This is a genomic window from Janthinobacterium sp. CG_23.3 (genome assembly GCF_046115965.1).
In the GTDB taxonomy this organism is placed as follows: domain Bacteria; phylum Pseudomonadota; class Gammaproteobacteria; order Burkholderiales; family Burkholderiaceae_D; genus Janthinobacterium.
The window spans coordinates 36768-54235 of sequence record NZ_JBJXIB010000010.1 but is presented as its reverse complement, the minus strand read 5'-3'; the positions used below and the strand labels follow the sequence as shown (position 1 = coordinate 54235).

General features: G+C 68.5%; 7 protein-coding genes. 5 read left to right on the top strand and 2 right to left on the bottom strand.

Annotated features, from left to right (window positions below; translation table 11 throughout):
* Positions 1–166 precede the first annotated feature (166 nt).
* Positions 167–1900: a CehA/McbA family metallohydrolase gene (locus ACFDR9_RS04975; protein ID WP_017875004.1), complete on the bottom strand. Its 1734-nt coding sequence runs from the start codon at positions 1898–1900 to the stop codon at positions 167–169.
* A 358-nt stretch (positions 1901–2258) separates the two neighbouring features.
* On the opposite strand from ACFDR9_RS04975, the gene ACFDR9_RS04970 reads away from it, so the two are divergent.
* The 5 genes from ACFDR9_RS04970 (at position 2259) to recD (ending at position 15398) form a co-directional block, all read left to right on the top strand.
* A complete protein-coding gene (locus tag ACFDR9_RS04970; RefSeq protein ID WP_198291979.1) occupies positions 2259–2801 on the top strand; it encodes an FxDxF family PEP-CTERM protein in 543 nt (180 codons plus the stop codon).
* A 254-nt stretch (positions 2802–3055) separates the two neighbouring features.
* Positions 3056–6079 carry a CHASE domain-containing protein gene (locus ACFDR9_RS04965; protein ID WP_157406428.1) on the top strand — a complete coding sequence of 1008 codons (3024 nt, stop codon included), beginning with the start codon at positions 3056–3058 and terminating at the stop codon, positions 6077–6079.
* A gap of 244 nt (positions 6080–6323) precedes the next feature.
* Complete coding sequence (recC, locus tag ACFDR9_RS04960) at positions 6324–9746, top strand: exodeoxyribonuclease V subunit gamma (protein ID WP_409030257.1); 3423 nt, start codon at positions 6324–6326, stop codon at positions 9744–9746.
* On the top strand, positions 9743–13438 hold the full coding sequence (recB, locus tag ACFDR9_RS04955; protein WP_409030256.1) for an exodeoxyribonuclease V subunit beta: 3696 nt from the start codon (positions 9743–9745) through the stop codon (positions 13436–13438). Before recC ends, recB begins: the two co-directional genes overlap by 4 nt.
* On the top strand, positions 13428–15398 hold the full coding sequence (gene recD, locus ACFDR9_RS04950) for an exodeoxyribonuclease V subunit alpha (RefSeq protein ID WP_409030255.1): 1971 nt from the start codon (positions 13428–13430) through the stop codon (positions 15396–15398). Before recB ends, recD begins: the two co-directional genes overlap by 11 nt.
* Before the next feature lie 97 nt (positions 15399–15495).
* Here recD and ACFDR9_RS04945 read toward each other — a convergent pair whose 3' ends face one another.
* Positions 15496–16917 carry a diguanylate cyclase gene (locus ACFDR9_RS04945; protein WP_409030254.1) on the bottom strand — a complete coding sequence of 474 codons (1422 nt, stop codon included), beginning with the start codon at positions 16915–16917 and terminating at the stop codon, positions 15496–15498.
* Between the last annotated feature and the right edge of the window lie 551 nt (positions 16918–17468).

Genomic DNA, 17468 nt, shown 5'->3' with positions numbered 1-17468 from the left:
CACTGTGACATGAATTGCTCCAGAGCACCAGCGCGCGTGGTTGGCGGGCGCACATCGACGTCGCCATGTTCATTTGGAAAAGTAGCGGGCGGTAAGAATCGACGCCAAGGGCGTAGCCCTGGGGCCGGACCGGGGTGGGGGGCGAGTCCCGCCGCAGCGGCGTCTGCTATTCGCAGCCGCGCTGGTTGACCCACACCGGCGCCGACCACAACACGTTGCCGTCGTCCTGCGTTACTTTGGCGTAATAGTAATGCTCGCCGTCGGCCGGCGTGATGGTGGTGGCGGCCTCGCGGGAGAGTTGCGTGACCGCCCCGTTGCGCCCGGGAACGCCTTCGAAGACGGCGACCGTGGCCACGCCGCGCCCCGCCGAGTTGGCGTGGTTGACGAGCAAATGCAGCGGGCCGCTGTTGCTGAAGCGTTCGCCCATCAGGTGGCCGTTGGCGGTCAGCACCAGTTGCGACGCCTTGTCCATCGTCGCGAACACGCGCCGCGCCTTCAGCGCCTCGAACACGCTGGCCTGCGACAGCGCGACGCCGTTGGGGATTAGGATGCCGGTGCGGTTGGTGTAGGACGCGCCCCAGTTGGCGCAGTGGTTGTCCTGGTTGCTGCTGAAGGCGACGTGGTAGCCCGCTTCGAGCGCCTTGTTGCAGGCCAGTTCGTAATTGCTGCGGTGGCTCTCGGTCTCCGTGAGGTTGGTCGAGAAGGCCGAGCTGTTCATGATTTCGCACAGGGCCATGGCCTCGTCGCCGTCGGGGCTGTAGCCGAACGGCACGCCGCCGACACGGAACTGGCCGCTTAGCGCCGGGTGGTTGAATTGGCCGATCCAACCGCGCTCGCGCATCAGCGCGTACAGGGCGGCGTACTCGTTCTTGGGCGTCAGCGTGTCGGCCAGCAGTTGCTGGCGGTCGTTGCGTTCCCAGCCCAGCAGTTCCTGGCTGTTGAAAATGTTCAGGTGGCCGCCGTTGTTGATGACGCCCCATTCCTGGCCGTAGATGGCGGCGAAGTCGGGATGGCCGGTGTTGAATTCGCGCGCCTGCGCCAGGCCGGCGCGGTACAGCGCTTGCGCGCTGACCGGATCGGCGTTGCCGTTGGTGCCGTCGGAGCCGTCGTACATGTGGTTGTGCTCGGACGTGACCAGGATGTCGAGTCCGCGCCCGCGGGCGAACGCGTAGGCGTCGCCCGGACCGAACGCGCCGCTTTGCGGATGCTGGGCGCCGGCGCAGTGCGCCACGTCGGCGCCGCCGTCGCTGTGGTTGGTCTGGCTGTGCAGATTGCCATAGTAGACGGTGAAGGGCAGGGCGGCCGGCGCCGGTGCGGCCGCGGCGCCGGCTGCGACGTCGGCGCGCCCGGGCAGCGCCCGGAAGGCGGGCATGGCGCGCGGCGCCGGGTTGCCGACGATAATGTCCCAGCGTTGCTCGATCAGGTCGGGCTGGTCGCCGGCCAGCGTGCGTTCGACCGCCGCCAGGGCGGCGTCGGCCGCCGGCCCGGCGCGCCGCGACGCCATCCGCGCCGGTGCGCCCGCGGCGCGGTCGCGCGACAGCGCGCGCAGGCGCAATTGATAGACGCCGTCGGGCAGGGCCGCGGCATTGGCCCGGCCGGCCCACGGGATGCGCAGGGTGACGGGACCCTCGAGCAGGCGTTCGACGCCGAACCAGCGCTGCACCGGCCGCCCGGATGGACCGAGCAGCTCCAAGCGCCAGGTGACGGCCTGTTCGCGCGGCGCGCCCGGATAGTTGAAGTGCAGCGCGAAGCTGCGCCCGCCGCCCGGCGCCGCGCGGTACGCCGCCTCCAGGGTGGCGTCGAACTCGCGGTGCTCGAACGGGGCTTGCGCGCGCGCGTTCCCGGCCGCCATCGCCGCCAGCATGCCCAACAGCACCGTTGCCGCCGCTTTCGTGCGCATAGATCCTCCCGCCAAGCCGTGTTAGCTCGACAGTTAGACACCGCGCCGCGCCGGAAAGTTCGGCCGGCGCGGCTTGCCGCTTGATGCCAGCGGAGTGGCGCCATGGCGCCGCGCGAAACGTGTCATTTCCGCAGGGAAATGAAATTGTGTTGTTTTCCGTCCACTTGTTTCTGTACGATGTTTGCGTTGCATCAAAAACATGAAAGATTCTATTTTTATATTGCCATCCGAGTATTTTGTGTTACATTAGCGGCATGAAACAACGTTAACGGAAATAAAACTTGTAGTTGAGTTTAAAACGTTGATACAGAGCATGTTTTTACCTCCCAATTTAAGCACAACAATAGGAAATATCTTAATGAACACATCTTTTTTCGCTAAAGTAGCCGGCTCCGCACTGATCGCCGTATCCATGTTCGCAGCCGCTTCGGCCAGCGCCGCTACCACCGTGCTGAACTTCAACGGCGAAAGCGCCAGCTTCAGCGCGACCTACGGTCCAGGCGTGGCGAGCTTCTCGGACGACTTCCTGTTCAACGTGCCAGCGGCGAGCACCAGCGATCCAGTTGGCACCATCACCCTGAGCGCCACCAAAGTCGGCAAATTCCTGGTTCCTACGATCAACAACACCTCGTTGTCGTTCTTCAAAATCAACGCCGACAACAGCCACACCGCGCTGGACACGACCTACGACGCTAACGGTTTCTACCTGGCGTCGGTCCTGCCAACCGGCATGTACGGCTTCAACTTCGCCGGTAACATCAAAAACGTCGCCAAGGGCGGTTCGTACGGCGGCACGCTGACCATGAACGTGTCGGCAGTACCAGAGCCAGGCACCTACGCCATGCTGGTTGCCGGTCTGGGCCTGTTGGCTTTCACCGCTCGCCGCAAAGCCAGCAAATAAGTCGGCTACCCGCCTTCTTGTTGTGGAAAACCCGCCGCGTGCGGGTTTTTTTACGTCCGCCGCGCGGCGCCGCCGCCGCGCGCCGCCTTTGACGCGCGTCCGCGCGAAGGGGTGGTCGTCCACCGCCTTTGATAGTATCCTGCTGGAATGAAGTCTCCTGGCAACGCGATCGGCTGCCGGTTCCACCGGCGCTGCATGGCAAGACGATAAAGCGATTGACGATGCGGATTTTTGGCAAGTTTGGCAAGGGTTGGATGGTTTCAAAATTGCCGCTGTGGGGCGCCGGCCTGTCGCTGGCGCTGCTGATCGGCGCGGCCCTGTACGCGGCGGCGGCCAAGACGGTCGAAGACGACGCGCGCCAGCGCTTCGACAACGTTGCCCGCAGCACCCAGTACGGCTTGTCGGCGCGGGTCAAGGCCTATTCCGACCTGGTGCGCGGGCTGGTGGCGCTGTTTCGCACCGCCGACTCGCTGAGCCGCGGCCAATTCCACGAATACGTCACCGGCCTGGACCTGCCGCGGCATTTTCCGGCCATCGAGGCGCTGACGTACGCGCAGTCGCTCGACGACGCCCAGCGCGACGCCTTCGAAAAGGAGGTGCGCGCCGACACCAGCCTCCAGCCGGGCGGCTATCCCGACTTCGCCATCAGGCCGGCCGGGCGGCGTTCGTGGTATTCGGTGCTGACCTATATGGAACCGATGGCGACGCTGAAGGAGAAGTTCGGCGTCGATATCGCCGCCACGCCGGCGGTGCGGCGCGTGCTCGAGCATTCGCGCGACTCCGGCCTGGTCAGCTCGTCGGGCCAGCCGATTATCGTCCAGGGGCCGCCGCGCCACATCGCGCTGGGCATGCGCCTGCCGGTGTACCGCCGCGGCATGCCGCTGCTCGACACGGCGACGCGCCGCGCCGCCTACCTGGGCGCGGTCGGTATCGGTTTCAGTATTCCCAAGCTGGTGCAGGGCGCGCTCGACGAGATGGCGCTGCGCCAGGTGCGCCTGTCGCTGTTCGCCGACAACGCCACCGAGCCGGAGCTGCGCCGCCTGGTGCTGGAGAAAACCGACCGCCTGTTGTTCAACGACAACGGCAGCACCGAGGCCGACCCGACCCCGGCCGCCGAGGCCGCCGACTTCTTCGAGACGGTGCTGCCGATCGACTTCAACGGCAGCCTGTGGAAGGCCCAGTTCCGCGTCCGCAAGACCGACCTGTACACCGGCTTCGACCGCCTGTTCCCGTGGCTGGCGCTGTTTACCGGCTTCGCCGGCAGCATGCTGATCTATGGTTACTTTTTCACGCTGTACTCGTCGCGCCGCAACGCCATCGAGCAGCGCGTGCTGCTCGACACGGTGCTCAACAACATCGACGCCCACGTTTACATGAAAGACCAGGACCGCCGCTACATTTACGCCAACGCCAAGATGGCCGAGGTGCTGGGGCGGCCGGTGGCGGACATTATCGGCAAGCTCGACCGCGAGCTGATGCCGGCCGCGCGCGCCGACGCCGCCTGGGAGTTCGACAAGCAGGTGTTCGAGGATTGCGTCAAGCACACCACCGAGGAGCAGTACGTCGACCGCGACGGCGAGGCGCGCCACCTGTGGACGGTCAAGGTGCCGTTGCTGCACGAGGAGCGCATCGACGCCGTCATCGGCCTGTCGACCGACGTCACCGAGCTGCACAACCTGAAGGTGCAGGCCGACGCCGCCAACCAGGCCAAGAGCGACTTCCTGTCCAACATGAGCCACGAGATCCGCACGCCGATGAACAGCATCATCGGCATGGCCCACCTGGCGTTGAAGTCGGTGGCCGACCCGAAGCAGCGCGACTACCTGCAAAAGATCTACCACTCCGGCCAGCACCTGCTGGGGCTGATCAACGACATCCTCGACTTTTCCAAGATCGAGGCCGGCAAGCTGGAACTGGAGGAACTCGACTTCACGCTCGACACGCTGCTGGCGAACATTTCAAGCCAGCTTGGCCAGAGCGCCGCGGCCAAGGGCTTGACCTTGGTGTTCGAGATCTGGCCGGGCCTGGCGCACCAGTTGCGCGGCGACCCGCTGCGGCTCGAACAGGTGCTGTTGAACCTGACCAGCAACGCCATCAAGTTCTCCGGGAACGGCCAGATCTTCATCCGCGCCCGCCCGCTTGAAGACCTCGAGCGGCACACCATGGTGCGCTTCGAGGTGCAGGATCCTGGCATCGGCATGAGCGCCGAGCAGGTCTCGCAGCTGTTCCAATCCTTCCACCAGGGCGACCCGTCGACCACGCGCAAATACGGCGGCACCGGGCTGGGGCTGGTGATCAGCAAGCAACTGGCCGAACTGATGGGCGGCGGCGTCGGCGTCGAAAGCGCGCCCGGCGCCGGCAGCACCTTCTGGTTCGCCGCGCGGCTGGAGAAGGGCACCGAGTTCTTCGCCGTCAGCGAGGAACTGGTGCGCGCCGACGTGCTCGACATCATCAAGGGCGCGGCCATCCTGCTGGTCGAGGACAACATCTTCAGCCAGCAGGTCGGCCAGGAATTGCTGGAGGACGCCGGCGCCACCGTCTGCGTCGCCAACAACGGCAAGGAGGCGATCGACCTGATGCTCAAGGAACGCTTCGACTGCGTGCTGATGGACGTGCAGATGCCGCTGATGGACGGCTTCGAGACCACCCGCATGATCCGCGCCCATCCAAAGCTGAGCGGCGCGCTGGTGGTGGCGATGACGGCCAACGCCGGCAGCGAGGACAAGGCGCGCTGCCTGGCCGCCGGCATGGATGAGTTCATCACCAAACCGATCGCGCCGAAGCTGCTGTTTACCGTGCTGGCGAAATGGATGGCGCAGCGCGGCAGCGGCCGCGCGCGGGCGCCACTGCCGGCGCCGGCGGTCGCGCTGGCCACGCACGCGCCGGCGCCCGAGGACGACGACGAGGACGCGCCGCTGATGGGCGAGGCGGCCCTGCTCGACATCGCCGCGCTGGGGCAAACCTTCGGCAACCGGCCCGACAAGATGCGCAAGTTCGCGCTGATGTTCCTGGACGCGGCGCGCGACGCCCTGGTTGAAATGAACCAGGCGATGGCGCAGGGCGACCTGGTGCGCCTGTCGGAGCTGGGGCACCGCACCAAATCGTCGGCGCGGGCGGTCGGCGCGATGAGCTTTGCCGCGCTGTGCCGCACCATCGAGGCGATCCAGGCCGACGGCGACCCGGTCCAGGCCCGCCGCGTCCTCGACCAGATGCAGCCGCTGCTGGAGCGCCTGAAACTGCAAATCGGCCGGGACCTGATGGCGGAAGACGCCGGTTAACAGCGTTGAGGGGGCGCCGGCGCGGGGGCAGGCCCGCGGCGCCAAGGCGAGCGGGTCTGGCCCCAGCCTTTCGCCCTTGCTTTTGATGCGACAACATCAACCCTCCGCATGTTCGACCCCGCTTTCCCGCATTTTTTCCGTCGCACAAGCTTGCCACAGGCGATAATATCGGATTGTCCGCGCGCGCTTTTCCCTCTTGCAACAACGACAGCGCCGCCGCGCGTTTCCCCCTTATCGGAGCAGCATGCTTTCACCCGTCACGCCAGGCCTGCTCATCTTGCATGGCAACCAGCTCGAACAACTGCGCGCCGCCGTCTTCCAGTGGCTGCGCAACAACCCGCTGGCGCCGCTCGAGTCGGACATCTTCCTGGTGCAGTCGAACGGCGTGGCCGAATGGCTGAAGATCGCGCTGGCCGAGGAAATGGGCGTGTGCGCCGCCACCCGCATCGCGCTGCCGGCGCGGCTGCTGTGGGAGGGCTACCGCGGCATGCTGGGACGCGAGCGGGTGCCGAGCCGCTCGCCGTTCGACAAGGGGCCGCTGACCTGGCGCCTGATGCGCCTGCTGCCGACGCTGCTGGCCGAGCCGGCCTTCGCGCCGCTGCGCTACTTCCTCGCCGACGGCGAGGCCGAACGGCGATTGCAACTGGCCGAGCGCCTGGCCGACTTGTTCGACCAATATCAGGTGTACCGGGCCGACTGGCTGGAAGACTGGGCGCTCGGGCGCGACCAGCTGCGCAACGCCGCCGGCCAAGCCGCGCCGATGGCCGCCGACCAGCGCTGGCAGGCGCAACTGTGGCGCGCCGTCACGGCCAGCGTGCCGGAGCAGCAGCGCGCCTCCGGCCGCGCCACCATCCACCAGCAATTCCTCGACGCCATCGCCCGCGGCGACGCGCCCGCCGGGCGGCTGCCGCGGCGCATCGTGCTGTTCGGCGTCTCGGCCTTGCCCTACCAAAGCCTGCAGGCGCTGGCGGCGCTGGCGCAGCACACCCAGGTACTGCTGGCGGTGCCCAACCCCTGCCAATACTACTGGGGCGACATCATCGAGGGCCGCGACCTGCTGCGCAGCGCGCACAAGCGCCAACAGGCGCGCGGCGGCCGCGACCTCGGCGACCTGCCGATGGAAGAGCTGCACGCCTTCAGCCACCCGCTGCTGGCCAGTTGGGGCCGGCAGGGCCGCGACTTCATCCGCCTGCTCGACGAATTCGACGCCCACCGCGCCGCCTGGCTGCCGGAAAGCATGCGCGTCGACCTCTTCAGCGAAGAGGACGGCGACAGCCTGCTGGCCCAGGTGCAGGGCGCCATCCGCGAACTGCGCCCGCTCAGCGAGCACGCGCAGGCGGCGCCGCCGGCGGCGGACCGCTCGGTCGAATTCCACCTGGCCCACAGCGTCCAGCGCGAAGTCGAGGTGCTGCACGACCAGCTGCTGGCGATGCTCGGCGCCGGCAACGGCCTGCGCCCGCGCGAAGTGGTGGTGATGGTGCCCGACATCGACACCTTCACCGCCGCCATCCACGCGGTGTTCGGCCAGCACAAGCGCGGCGACCCGCGCTTCATCCCGTTTGAAATCGGCGACGTCAACGAGCGCAGCGTCAACCCGCTGCTGGTGGCGCTGGAATGGCTGCTGCGCCTGCCGCAGCAGCGCTGCCGCCAGAGCGAGGTGCGCGACTTGCTCGACGTGCCGGCGCTGGCCGCGCGCTTCGGCCTGGACGGTGAAGACCTGGCCACGCTGGGCGCGTGGATCGACGGCGCCGGCGTGCGCTGGGGCTTGGACCAGGCCCACCGCGACGGCCTCGGCCTGGGCGCCGCGCGCGAGCAAAACAGCTGGATCTTCGGCGTGCGGCGCATGCTGCTGGGCTACGCCAGCGGCAACGGCGCCAGTTTCGCCGGCATCGAACCGTACGCCGAAGTGGGCGGGCTGGACGCCGCGCTGGCCGGCTCGCTGGCGCAGCTGGTGGAGGCGCTGCTGCACTGGCGCGCCGCGCTGGCGCAGCCGCGCACCCCGGCCGAGTGGGGCGCGCAGGCGCGCGCGCTGCTGGCGGCCTTCTTCAAGGCCGGCGAGGAGGGCGACCGCCTGACGCTGGCGCTGCTGGAACAGGCGCTGCAAGGCTGGCTGGAAACCTGCGACGGCGCCGAATTCACCGAGTCGGTGCCGCTGGCGGTGCTGCGCGAAGCCTGGCTGGGCCTGCTCGACGAACCGACCCTGAACCACCAGTTCGTCTCCGGCGGCGTGACCTTCTGCACCCTGATGCCGATGCGCGCGGTGCCGTTTCGCGTGGTCTGCCTGCTGGGCATGAACGACGGCGACTTCCCGCGCCGCGCGCCGAAGGCCGACTTCGACCTGCTGACGCTGCCCGGCATGGCGCGCCCGGGCGACCGCTCGCGCCGCGACGACGACCGCTACCTGATGCTGGAGGCGCTGCTGGCCGCGCGCGACAAGCTATATATTAGTTGGGTCGGCCGCAACGTGCGCGACAACAGCGAACAGCCGCCGTCGGTGCTGGTGTCGCAACTGCGCGACTACCTGGAGGCCGGTTGGGGTTTAAACCCGGCCAGCCTGACCACCGAACACGCGCTGCAACCGTTCAGCCGCAAATACTTCGAGAGCGGCGGCCTGCTGACCTACGCAGGCGAATGGCGCGCCGCCCACGGCGCGGCGGCGGCGCCGGACGACGAGCGCGCCGCCGAACGCCTGCCGCCGTTCGAGCTGGACCCGAACTTCCGCCTGAAGCTCAACGACCTGGCCAACTTCATGCGCCAGCCGGTCAAATACTTCTTCCGGCGCCGCCTCAGCGTGGCCTTCGCCGACGCCGACCTGATCGGCGACGACGAGGAACCGTTCGCGCTGAACGCGCTGGAACGCTATCTGTTGGAAGACACGCTGCTGGACGACGCCGACGCCCCCGAGCCGCAGTCCGAGGTGCGCGCCAGCCTGACGCTGCGCGCCAAACGGCTGGAGCGCGAGGGCGTGCTGCCGATCGGCCTGATCGGCGAACAGTGGCAGCGCCAGCTGGTCGACGCGCTGGTGCCGGTGCGCAGCGCCTGGCTGGCGCTGTGCCAGCGCTTCCCGCGCCCGGCCGACAAGCTGGCCATCGACCTGCGCTACGGTGAGCTGCGCATCGACGACTGGCTCGACCGGCTGCGCCGCCAGGACGAGTCGGCCGGCGGTAAGACCGCCTGGCTGATGCAAATCTCCTCGAAAGTGCTGGACAAGGGCGGCAAGGCGCGCGGCGACAAACTCATCGCCATGTGGTTGCGCCAGCTGGCGGCGGCCGCGCAAAACGTGCCGGTGACCGGCTACCTGCTGGCGCGCGACGCCGTCGTGACGATGGCGCCGCTGGAGCCGGCCGCGGCGCGCGACGCGCTGGCGGCGCTGCTGGCGCTGTGGCGCGAAAACATGAACCACCCGCTGCCGACCGCCTGCAAGACCGCGCTGGCGCTGGCCCAGGACGGCGACCCGCGCGCGGTCTACGACGGCGGCTTCGACATGGCCGGCGAGCGCGCCGACCTGTGCCTGGCGCGACTATGGCCCGACTTCGCCGCGCTGGCGGCCGAGGAGGCCTGGGCCGACTGCTCGCTGGAGCTGTACGGGCCGCTGGCGGCCTGGCTGGACAACCACATCACCATCGCCGCCATCGACGCCGGCGCGGACGGCACGGAAGCCCCATGAGCAGCCAACTGTTACAACCCTTGACCTTCCCGCTGCACGGCACCCGCCTGATCGAGGCCAGCGCCGGCACCGGCAAAACCTGGACCATCGCCGCGCTGTACGTGCGCCTGGTGCTGGGCCACGGCGGCGCGGCCGGCTTCGGCCGCGCGCTGCAACCGGCCGACATCCTGGTGATGACTTTTACCCGCGCCGCCACGCGCGAACTGTCGAACCGCGTGCGCGAGCGCTTGATCGAAGCGGCCGCCTACTTCCGCGACCCCGGCGCCGGCCAGCCCGACGCCTACCTCGACGCGCTGCTGGACGACTACCCCGACCACGCCGAGCGGCAGCGCGCCGCGCACCGCCTGACGCTGGCCGCCGAAACCATGGACGAGGCGGCGATTTTCACCATCGACGCCTGGTGCCAGCGCATGCTGCGCGAACACGCCTTCGACAGCGGCAGCCTGTTCGACGAGGAACTGGTCAGCGACGAAAACGCGCTGTTCGAGGACGCCGCCCACGACTACTGGCGCCAGCACATCTATCCGCTGAACGCCGGCGCGCTGGAACCGCTGCTGGAGGCCTGGGGCGACGTGGTGGTGCTGAAAAAAACCGTGCGCGAACTGGTCAAGCGCGCCGGCGCCATCGGCGCGGCGGGCGAGCCGACGCTGGGCGGCCTGATCGCCCGCGTGCAAAAAGAACAGCGGGCGCAACTGGCCGGGCTGAAGCGCGGCTGGGCCGAGCGCGCCGACCGCATGGAGCAATGGATAGGGCGGCAGCGCGACGCCGCGCCGAAGTGCTTCAACGGCAACAAGATGAAACCCGAATCGCTGGTCAAATGGTTCGCCGGCCTGCGCGCCTGGGCGCTCGACGCCGCCGCCGTGCAGCCGGCCGGCGTCAACGACACCGCCTGGCGCCGCCTGACGCCGGACGGCATCGCCGACGCCTTCTCGAAAGGCCACAGCGCCGAGGTGCCGGACGACTTCGACGCCACCGAGGCGCTGGCCGCGGCGCTGGCGCGGATCGCGCCGCTGTCGCACGAACTGTACCGCCACGCCGCCGCCACCATCGCCGCGCGCATGGACGAACTGAAGCGGCGCGCCCGCCAGTTCGGCTTCGCCGACCTGCTGGAACGCCTGCAGGCGGCGCTGGAGGGCGAGAACGGCGCCGCGCTGCGCCAGCGCATCACCGACCAGTACCCGCTGGCGATGGTCGACGAATTCCAGGACACCGCGCCCGGCCAATACCAGATCTTCAACCTGCTGTACCGGGTCGCCGACAGCGACCCGGCGCGCGGCCTGTTCCTGATCGGCGACCCGAAACAATCGATCTACGGCTTCCGCGGCGCCGACATCCACAGCTACCTGTCGGCGCGCGCCGCCACCGAGGGGCGCCACTACCAGCTGGGCACCAACTACCGCTCGACGGGCGCGCTGGTGGACGCCGTCAACCAGCTGTTCCTGCACGCCGAGGGCCACGGCGAAGGCGAGTCACGGCGCGACGGTTTCCCGTCCGGCGCGTTCCGCTTCCGCAAGGGCGGCGCCAACCCGCTGCCGTTCGACGCCGTCGGCGCCATGGGCCGCGCCGAACAACTGGTGCGCGGCGACGGCCCGGAAGCGCCGTTGACGGTGGCCCTGAGCCACGCCGACGGACTGAAGGGCGACGCCTACCGCGAATTCTTCGCGCACCACTGCGCCGAGCACATCGTCGGCCTGCTCAACGACCCCTGCGCCGGTTTCGAAGGCAAAACCGGCTTTAGGCGTTTGCAACCGGCCGACATCGCCATCCTGGTGCGCGACCGCAAGGAGGCGGCGGCGATCCGCAAGGCGCTGCAAAAACGCCAAGTGGCCAGCGTCTACCTGTCCGACAAGGACTCCGTCATTAACAGCGACGAGGCGGCCGACGTGCTGCGCTGGCTGCGCGCGCTGGCCAACCCGCTCGACGGCGCGCTGGCGCGGGCCGCCTTCGCCACCGGCACGGTCGGCATGACGCTGAGCGAACTGGCGCAACTGTCGAACGACGAAATCGAATCGGAAAAACGCGCCGAACAACTCAAGGGCCTGCACCTGGTGTGGCAGCGCCAGGGCGTGCTGGCGATGCTGCGGCGCTTCATCCACGAACTAAAACTGCCGGCGGCGATGCTGCGCCAGGCCGGCGGCGAACGACGCCTGACCAACCTGCTGCACCTGGCCGAACTGCTGCAAACGGCCAGCCGCCAGCTCGACGGCGAACAGGCGCTGATCCGTTGGCTGGCCGAGCAAATCGCCGGCGAGGGCGGCGGCGGCGACGAACGCGTGCTGCGCCTGGAAAGCGACGCCGAACTGGTCAAGGTCGTCACCGTCCACAAGTCGAAGGGCCTGGAATACCCGCTGGTCTACCTGCCGTTCGCCGTCACCGCGCGCAAGGTCGACAAGCGCAACCGCAGCTTCTTCGAATACACCGACGGCGACGGCGTGCGCCACCTCGACATGACGCTGTCGGAGCCGGCGCAGGAAGCGGTGGAGGCGGCGCGCATCGAAGAAGACCTGCGCCTGCTGTACGTGGCGTTGACGCGCGCCTGCCATTTCCTGTGGCTGGGCGTGGCGGCGCTGGCCGGGCGCAAGGCCGGCGAGAATACGCTGCACGACTCGGCGCTGGGCTACCTGCTGACCGGCGGCGAGAAGCTGCCGGCGGAAGACCTGCTGGCGCGCTGGCAGCGGCTGCGCGGCGACTGCGCCGGCATCGCCATCGCCGAACTGGTCCAGCCGGGCCGCGCCACCATGCTCGACCGCGTCGAACTGCTGCCCGAGCTGAGCGACGCCGCCGTGTTCGACGGCAGCTTCGAGCGCGACTGGACCGTCGGCAGCTTCACCTCGCTGACGCGGCAAGTGGGGCCGCTGGTCGCCAGCGTCCACGTGCCGCAGCGGGCCAAGGAGGAAACCCTGCTCGAAGACGAGGACGACGCGCAGGCGTCGGCGCGCGGCGACGACGCGCCGTGGCACCGCTTCCCGCGCGGCTCCGTGCCCGGCAACTTCCTGCACGAGCAACTCGAATGGATCGGCAGCGAAGGCTTCGGCATCGTCGACGACGCCGGCTTCGCCGCCCGCCTGGGCGCGCGCTGCGAACGGGCCGGCTGGGGCCACCGCCAGGAAGACGCGGTGGCCTGGCTGCGCACCGTGGCGACGACGCCGCTGCCGATGCTGGGCGCGCCGCTGGTCGCCATCGAAGCGCTGCTGCCCGAGATGGAATTCTGGTTCCCCAGCGAGCGCCTGGGCACCGACGGGTTGGACCGCCTGTGCTCGCGCCACCTGCTGGGCGACGCGCCGCGCCCGGCGCTGCCGAAACGCCAGCTGCACGGCATGTTGAAAGGCTTCGCCGACCTGGTGTTCGAACACCAGGGGCGCTATTGGGTACTCGACTACAAATCCAACGCGCTCGGCGCCGGCGACGCCGCCTACCACAAGCAGGCGCTGGCGGCCGGCATGGCGGCGCACCGCTACGACATCCAGGGCGCCATCTACATGCTGGCGCTGCACCGCCTGCTGCGCAGCCGCCTGGGCGAACACTACGACCCGGCGCGGCAACTGGGCGGCGCCATTTTCCTGTTCTTGCGCGGCATCGCCAACCCGCACACGCACGGCTGCTACTGGCTGGAGCCGCAGATGGCGCTGCTCGACGGCCTCGACACGCTACTCGACGCAACGCCACAGATGGAACACCACCATGAAGACTGACCCGCGCAGCGCCGCCACCACCACCGCCGCGCTGCTGGCGCACGTCGACGCCCTGACCGAGGACGGCCAGCTGCGGCGCCTGAGCGGCGCCTTCGCCCGCTTCATCGGCTCGGTTGGCGCCGGTTCCGCGCAACTGACGCTGGCCTGCGTGCTGCTGTCCGAACTGGAAGGGCGCGGCCACAGCTGCCTGATGCTTGACGAACTGGTCAACGACCCCGGCCTGCTGATGGGCTGGACCGACGAGCAATGGCGCGCGCTGGTGGCCGCCTCCGGCGCGCTGCCGAAAAGCGTGGCCGCGTGGCGCGCGCTGCTGGCGCAGGCGGACCAGGTGTGGCAAATCGGCGACCTCGACTTCGACCAGCCGCTGGCGCTGGACGGCGACCGCCTGTACCTGCGGCGCTACTGGCGCGACGAAAAACTGGTGGCCGACGCCATCGGCGCGCGCGCCCGCGACAGCGCGCGCACGCCGGACCTGCCGGCGGTGCGGCGTTGGCTCGACATCCTGTTCGACCAGCCGACCCCGGACGGCGGCCCGGACTGGCAAAAAATCGCCTGCGCGGTGGCGCTGCGCGGCAGCGTCGCCATCATCACCGGCGGCCCCGGCACCGGTAAAACCTACACCGTCGCCAGCCTGCTGACGCTGCTGTTCGCCGTCTCCGAGCACCCCGAGCGGCTGCGGATCGCCCTGGCGGCGCCGACCGGCAAAGCGGCGGCGCGGCTGAAACAATCGATCGACAAAGCCCTCGACAGCCTGGCCGCCAAAGTGGGCGGCGAGCTGCCGGAACTGAAGGAACTGGCGCAGCGCATGGGCGCGGCGCGCACCCTGCACAGCCTGCTGGGCGCGCGCCCCGACACGCGCGCCTTCCAGCACCACGCCGGCAACCCGCTCGACGTCGACGTGCTGATCGTCGACGAAGCCTCGATGGTCCACCTGGAGATGATGGCGTCGCTGCTGGACGCGTTGCCGCCGGGCGCCATCCTGGTCCTGCTGGGCGACAAAGACCAGCTGGCGTCGGTCGAGGCGGGCGCCGTGCTGGGCGACCTGTGCCACGACGCCCAGGCCGGCGGCTACACGGCCGCCACGCTGGCGTACGCGCAGGCGGCCACGGGGGAGCGCATCGGCGCCGAATTCCAGGGCGGCGCCGGCGCGCTGGCGCAGCAAACCGTGATGCTGCGCCACAGCCACCGCTTCAGCGGCCCGATCGGCGCGCTGGCGCTGGCCGTCAACGCCGGCATGAGCAAGGAGGCGCTGGCCTGCCTGGGCGGCGACCGCGGCGGCAAAGTCGCCTGGATCGAACCGGCGCAGCAGAGCGACGTGCTGCAACTGGCGTTGGCCGGGCGCGCCGGCGCCGGCGGCGGCTATCAGCCCTATTTGACCATGGTGCGCGACGGCGCCGACGGCCGCGAACACGAAGCCTGGGTGCGCGACGTGTTGCACAGCTTCGAAGCCTTCCGCATCCTGTGCGCGGTGCGCGACGGCGAGTGGGGCGTGAGCGGGCTGAACGCCGCCATCGAACAACGCCTCGAGCGGGCGGGCCTGATCAAACGCAGCGAGTGGTATGTCGGCCGGCCGGTCATGGTGACGCGCAACGACTACGGCACCGGCGTCTTCAACGGCGACATCGGCCTGACGCTGCGCGACCCGGCGCGGCCAACCTCGCTGCGCGTGTATTTTCTGGAAGGCGAAACCGTGCGCAGCGTACTGGCGACGCGCCTGCGCCACGTCGACACCGCGTTCGCCATGACGGTGCACAAATCGCAGGGTTCGGAGTTCCGCCACACCGTGCTGGTGCTGCCGAAGGAGGGCGGGGCGATGCTGGCGCGCGAGCTGATCTACACCGGCATCACGCGGGCGCGCGATTACTTCACGCTGGTGTCGCCGACGCAGACGGTGCTGCTGGACGCGATTATGCGGCGCACGCAGCGGGCCAGCGGGTTGCGGGGCTTGATTGGCGGGTAGCTCGCCCCAGTGCCAATAAGGCGTCAACGATGTGGCGCGTAACGGCAACGACGCCGGCCGCGAGAAGAACCGCCGCGTGGAATTTCGTCAGCTAGCCTTACAGTTCCACGCGGTTGCGCCCGGAATGCTTGGCCTTGTACAAGGCCGTGTCGGCCGACGAGAGCATGGTTTCGATGGGTGTACCGCTGCCCGGCAAACAGCACACGCCGATGCTGACGGTGGAATTGAGCGACTGGCTGTCGCCCACCGCCACCGCGTGCCGCGCGAACGCGTCGCAGATGCGCTGCGCGATGAGGCGCGCGTCCTCCGCGCCGCAGCCGGGTAGCAGCACGGCGAATTCCTCGCCGCCCAGCCGTCCCAGCAGGTCGCCGCTGCGCAGGCCCGCTTCGGCAACGCGTGCGAAGTTGGTCAACACCACGTCGCCGGCGGCGTGGCCGTAGCTGTCGTTGACCTTCTTGAAGAAATCGATATCCATCATCATCACCGCCACCGGCCGGCGATGCAGTTGCGGCGTGGCGAGGAGCGCTTCGGCGCATGTCAAGAAGCCGCCCCGGTTCAGCACCTGCGTCAGCACGTCGTGCGACGCGGCGTATTTCAGGCGCGCCAGCAGTTCGTCGCGCGCCACCATCACGCTGGCCACCGTCAGCGGCGCCAGCGCCGTCAATGTCACGCCGACGCGCAAGGACATGATGGCTTGCTGGCTGTCGAAATTGGCGCCGATCACCAACGTGCCGCTGGAGATGGCCAGTAGCGTCCACAGGGAAAAGAACAGCGTGATGCCGGCCGTCGCGAACAGGCTGTACGTCAGCGCGCACCACAGCATGGCGGGGATGGGGTAGGGGATCACGCCCGGCCCGCCCAGCTGCGTACCCAGCCACAGGCTGGCGGCGAAGGCGGCCAGCGGCGCCAGTTGCTCCACGCGCCAGCTGGACCAGTCGGCGCGGCGCTTGTGCTCCGTCAACCAGCGCCGCACGTCGGGCATGGTCAGCATCACCGGGAGTATCGCGATGTAGTTCACCAGTTCGGTCGAAAACCAGAATGCGAAGCCGTGGGAGGGGCTGCCGCCGAACAGCACCGGATGGATGAAGATGCCCACCGCGCCGGCCGCGGCCGCGCCGCTGACCACCACCAGCACGAAACGCAGCATGGAGCGCGGGTGGCGTAGGCTCTGGTACTCCGGGTTCATGCGCGACAGCAGGAAATAGCAGACCGATACACCCATCAGGTTGGTGGCGGTGAGCATGGCGCTCTTGGGCCAGCCGTGTTGCATGTAGAGGTCGGCCAGCATGTAGGCGCCGGCGGCCACCAGCCAGTGCAGCGGTGTTGGCGGATGGCGGGGGCGCAGCATTAGGCCGACCAGCACCGCGTTGGCGGGCCAGAAAGCGGCAAGCACGCCCGGCGGCGCGGTGTAGATGCCGAAAATGGAGCAGGCGAAGACGATTACGCCGATAAACAGCACGTCTTGCAGGTCGAAGCCGTCGACTGGCCGCGCGTCGTCGGCGGCCTGGTTGATGCCCATGAAGGCCCTCCACCTAAATCAATCAGTCCATTGTGCGCAAGTCGGTAGCTCAAGTCAATCGGCGTGGCAAGGATGTGGCGGCGGGGCGCGGCGCCTCAGTCGTCTTTTCCGCCCTTGCCATGATTGAACTCACCAGCCACTGCCAGGTCGACCGCGGCGTGCCCGCCCAGCTTCCGCTTGGCGTTAAACGTGTATTATCCGTATTTTAACAAGGACATAACAATACAATGAAGGCAACAATAAAGACCGTCAGCCTCTGCTTGGGCGTCGTCTTCGCTCTTAGTGGGTGCAGGCATTTTTCACCATTCGTGTATGTCGGGGGCGACTCATGCACTATCGATCCCAGAAACACGCCTGTAAAACTTTGTGAGGTGGTCGAAACGGAGCGGCAAAAACGAGGATGGGGATATACGGATGCCGAAGCGAAGTTGAAGCGGAAACAGGCTCTGGCGGAATGTAAAGGTATTGACTGGAAAATTCGTGATGGCTTCCACCCCGAAAAGGGCTTGTATTGCGATTGACGGCGTGGTCAAACCGGGGCCGCGTCCCGC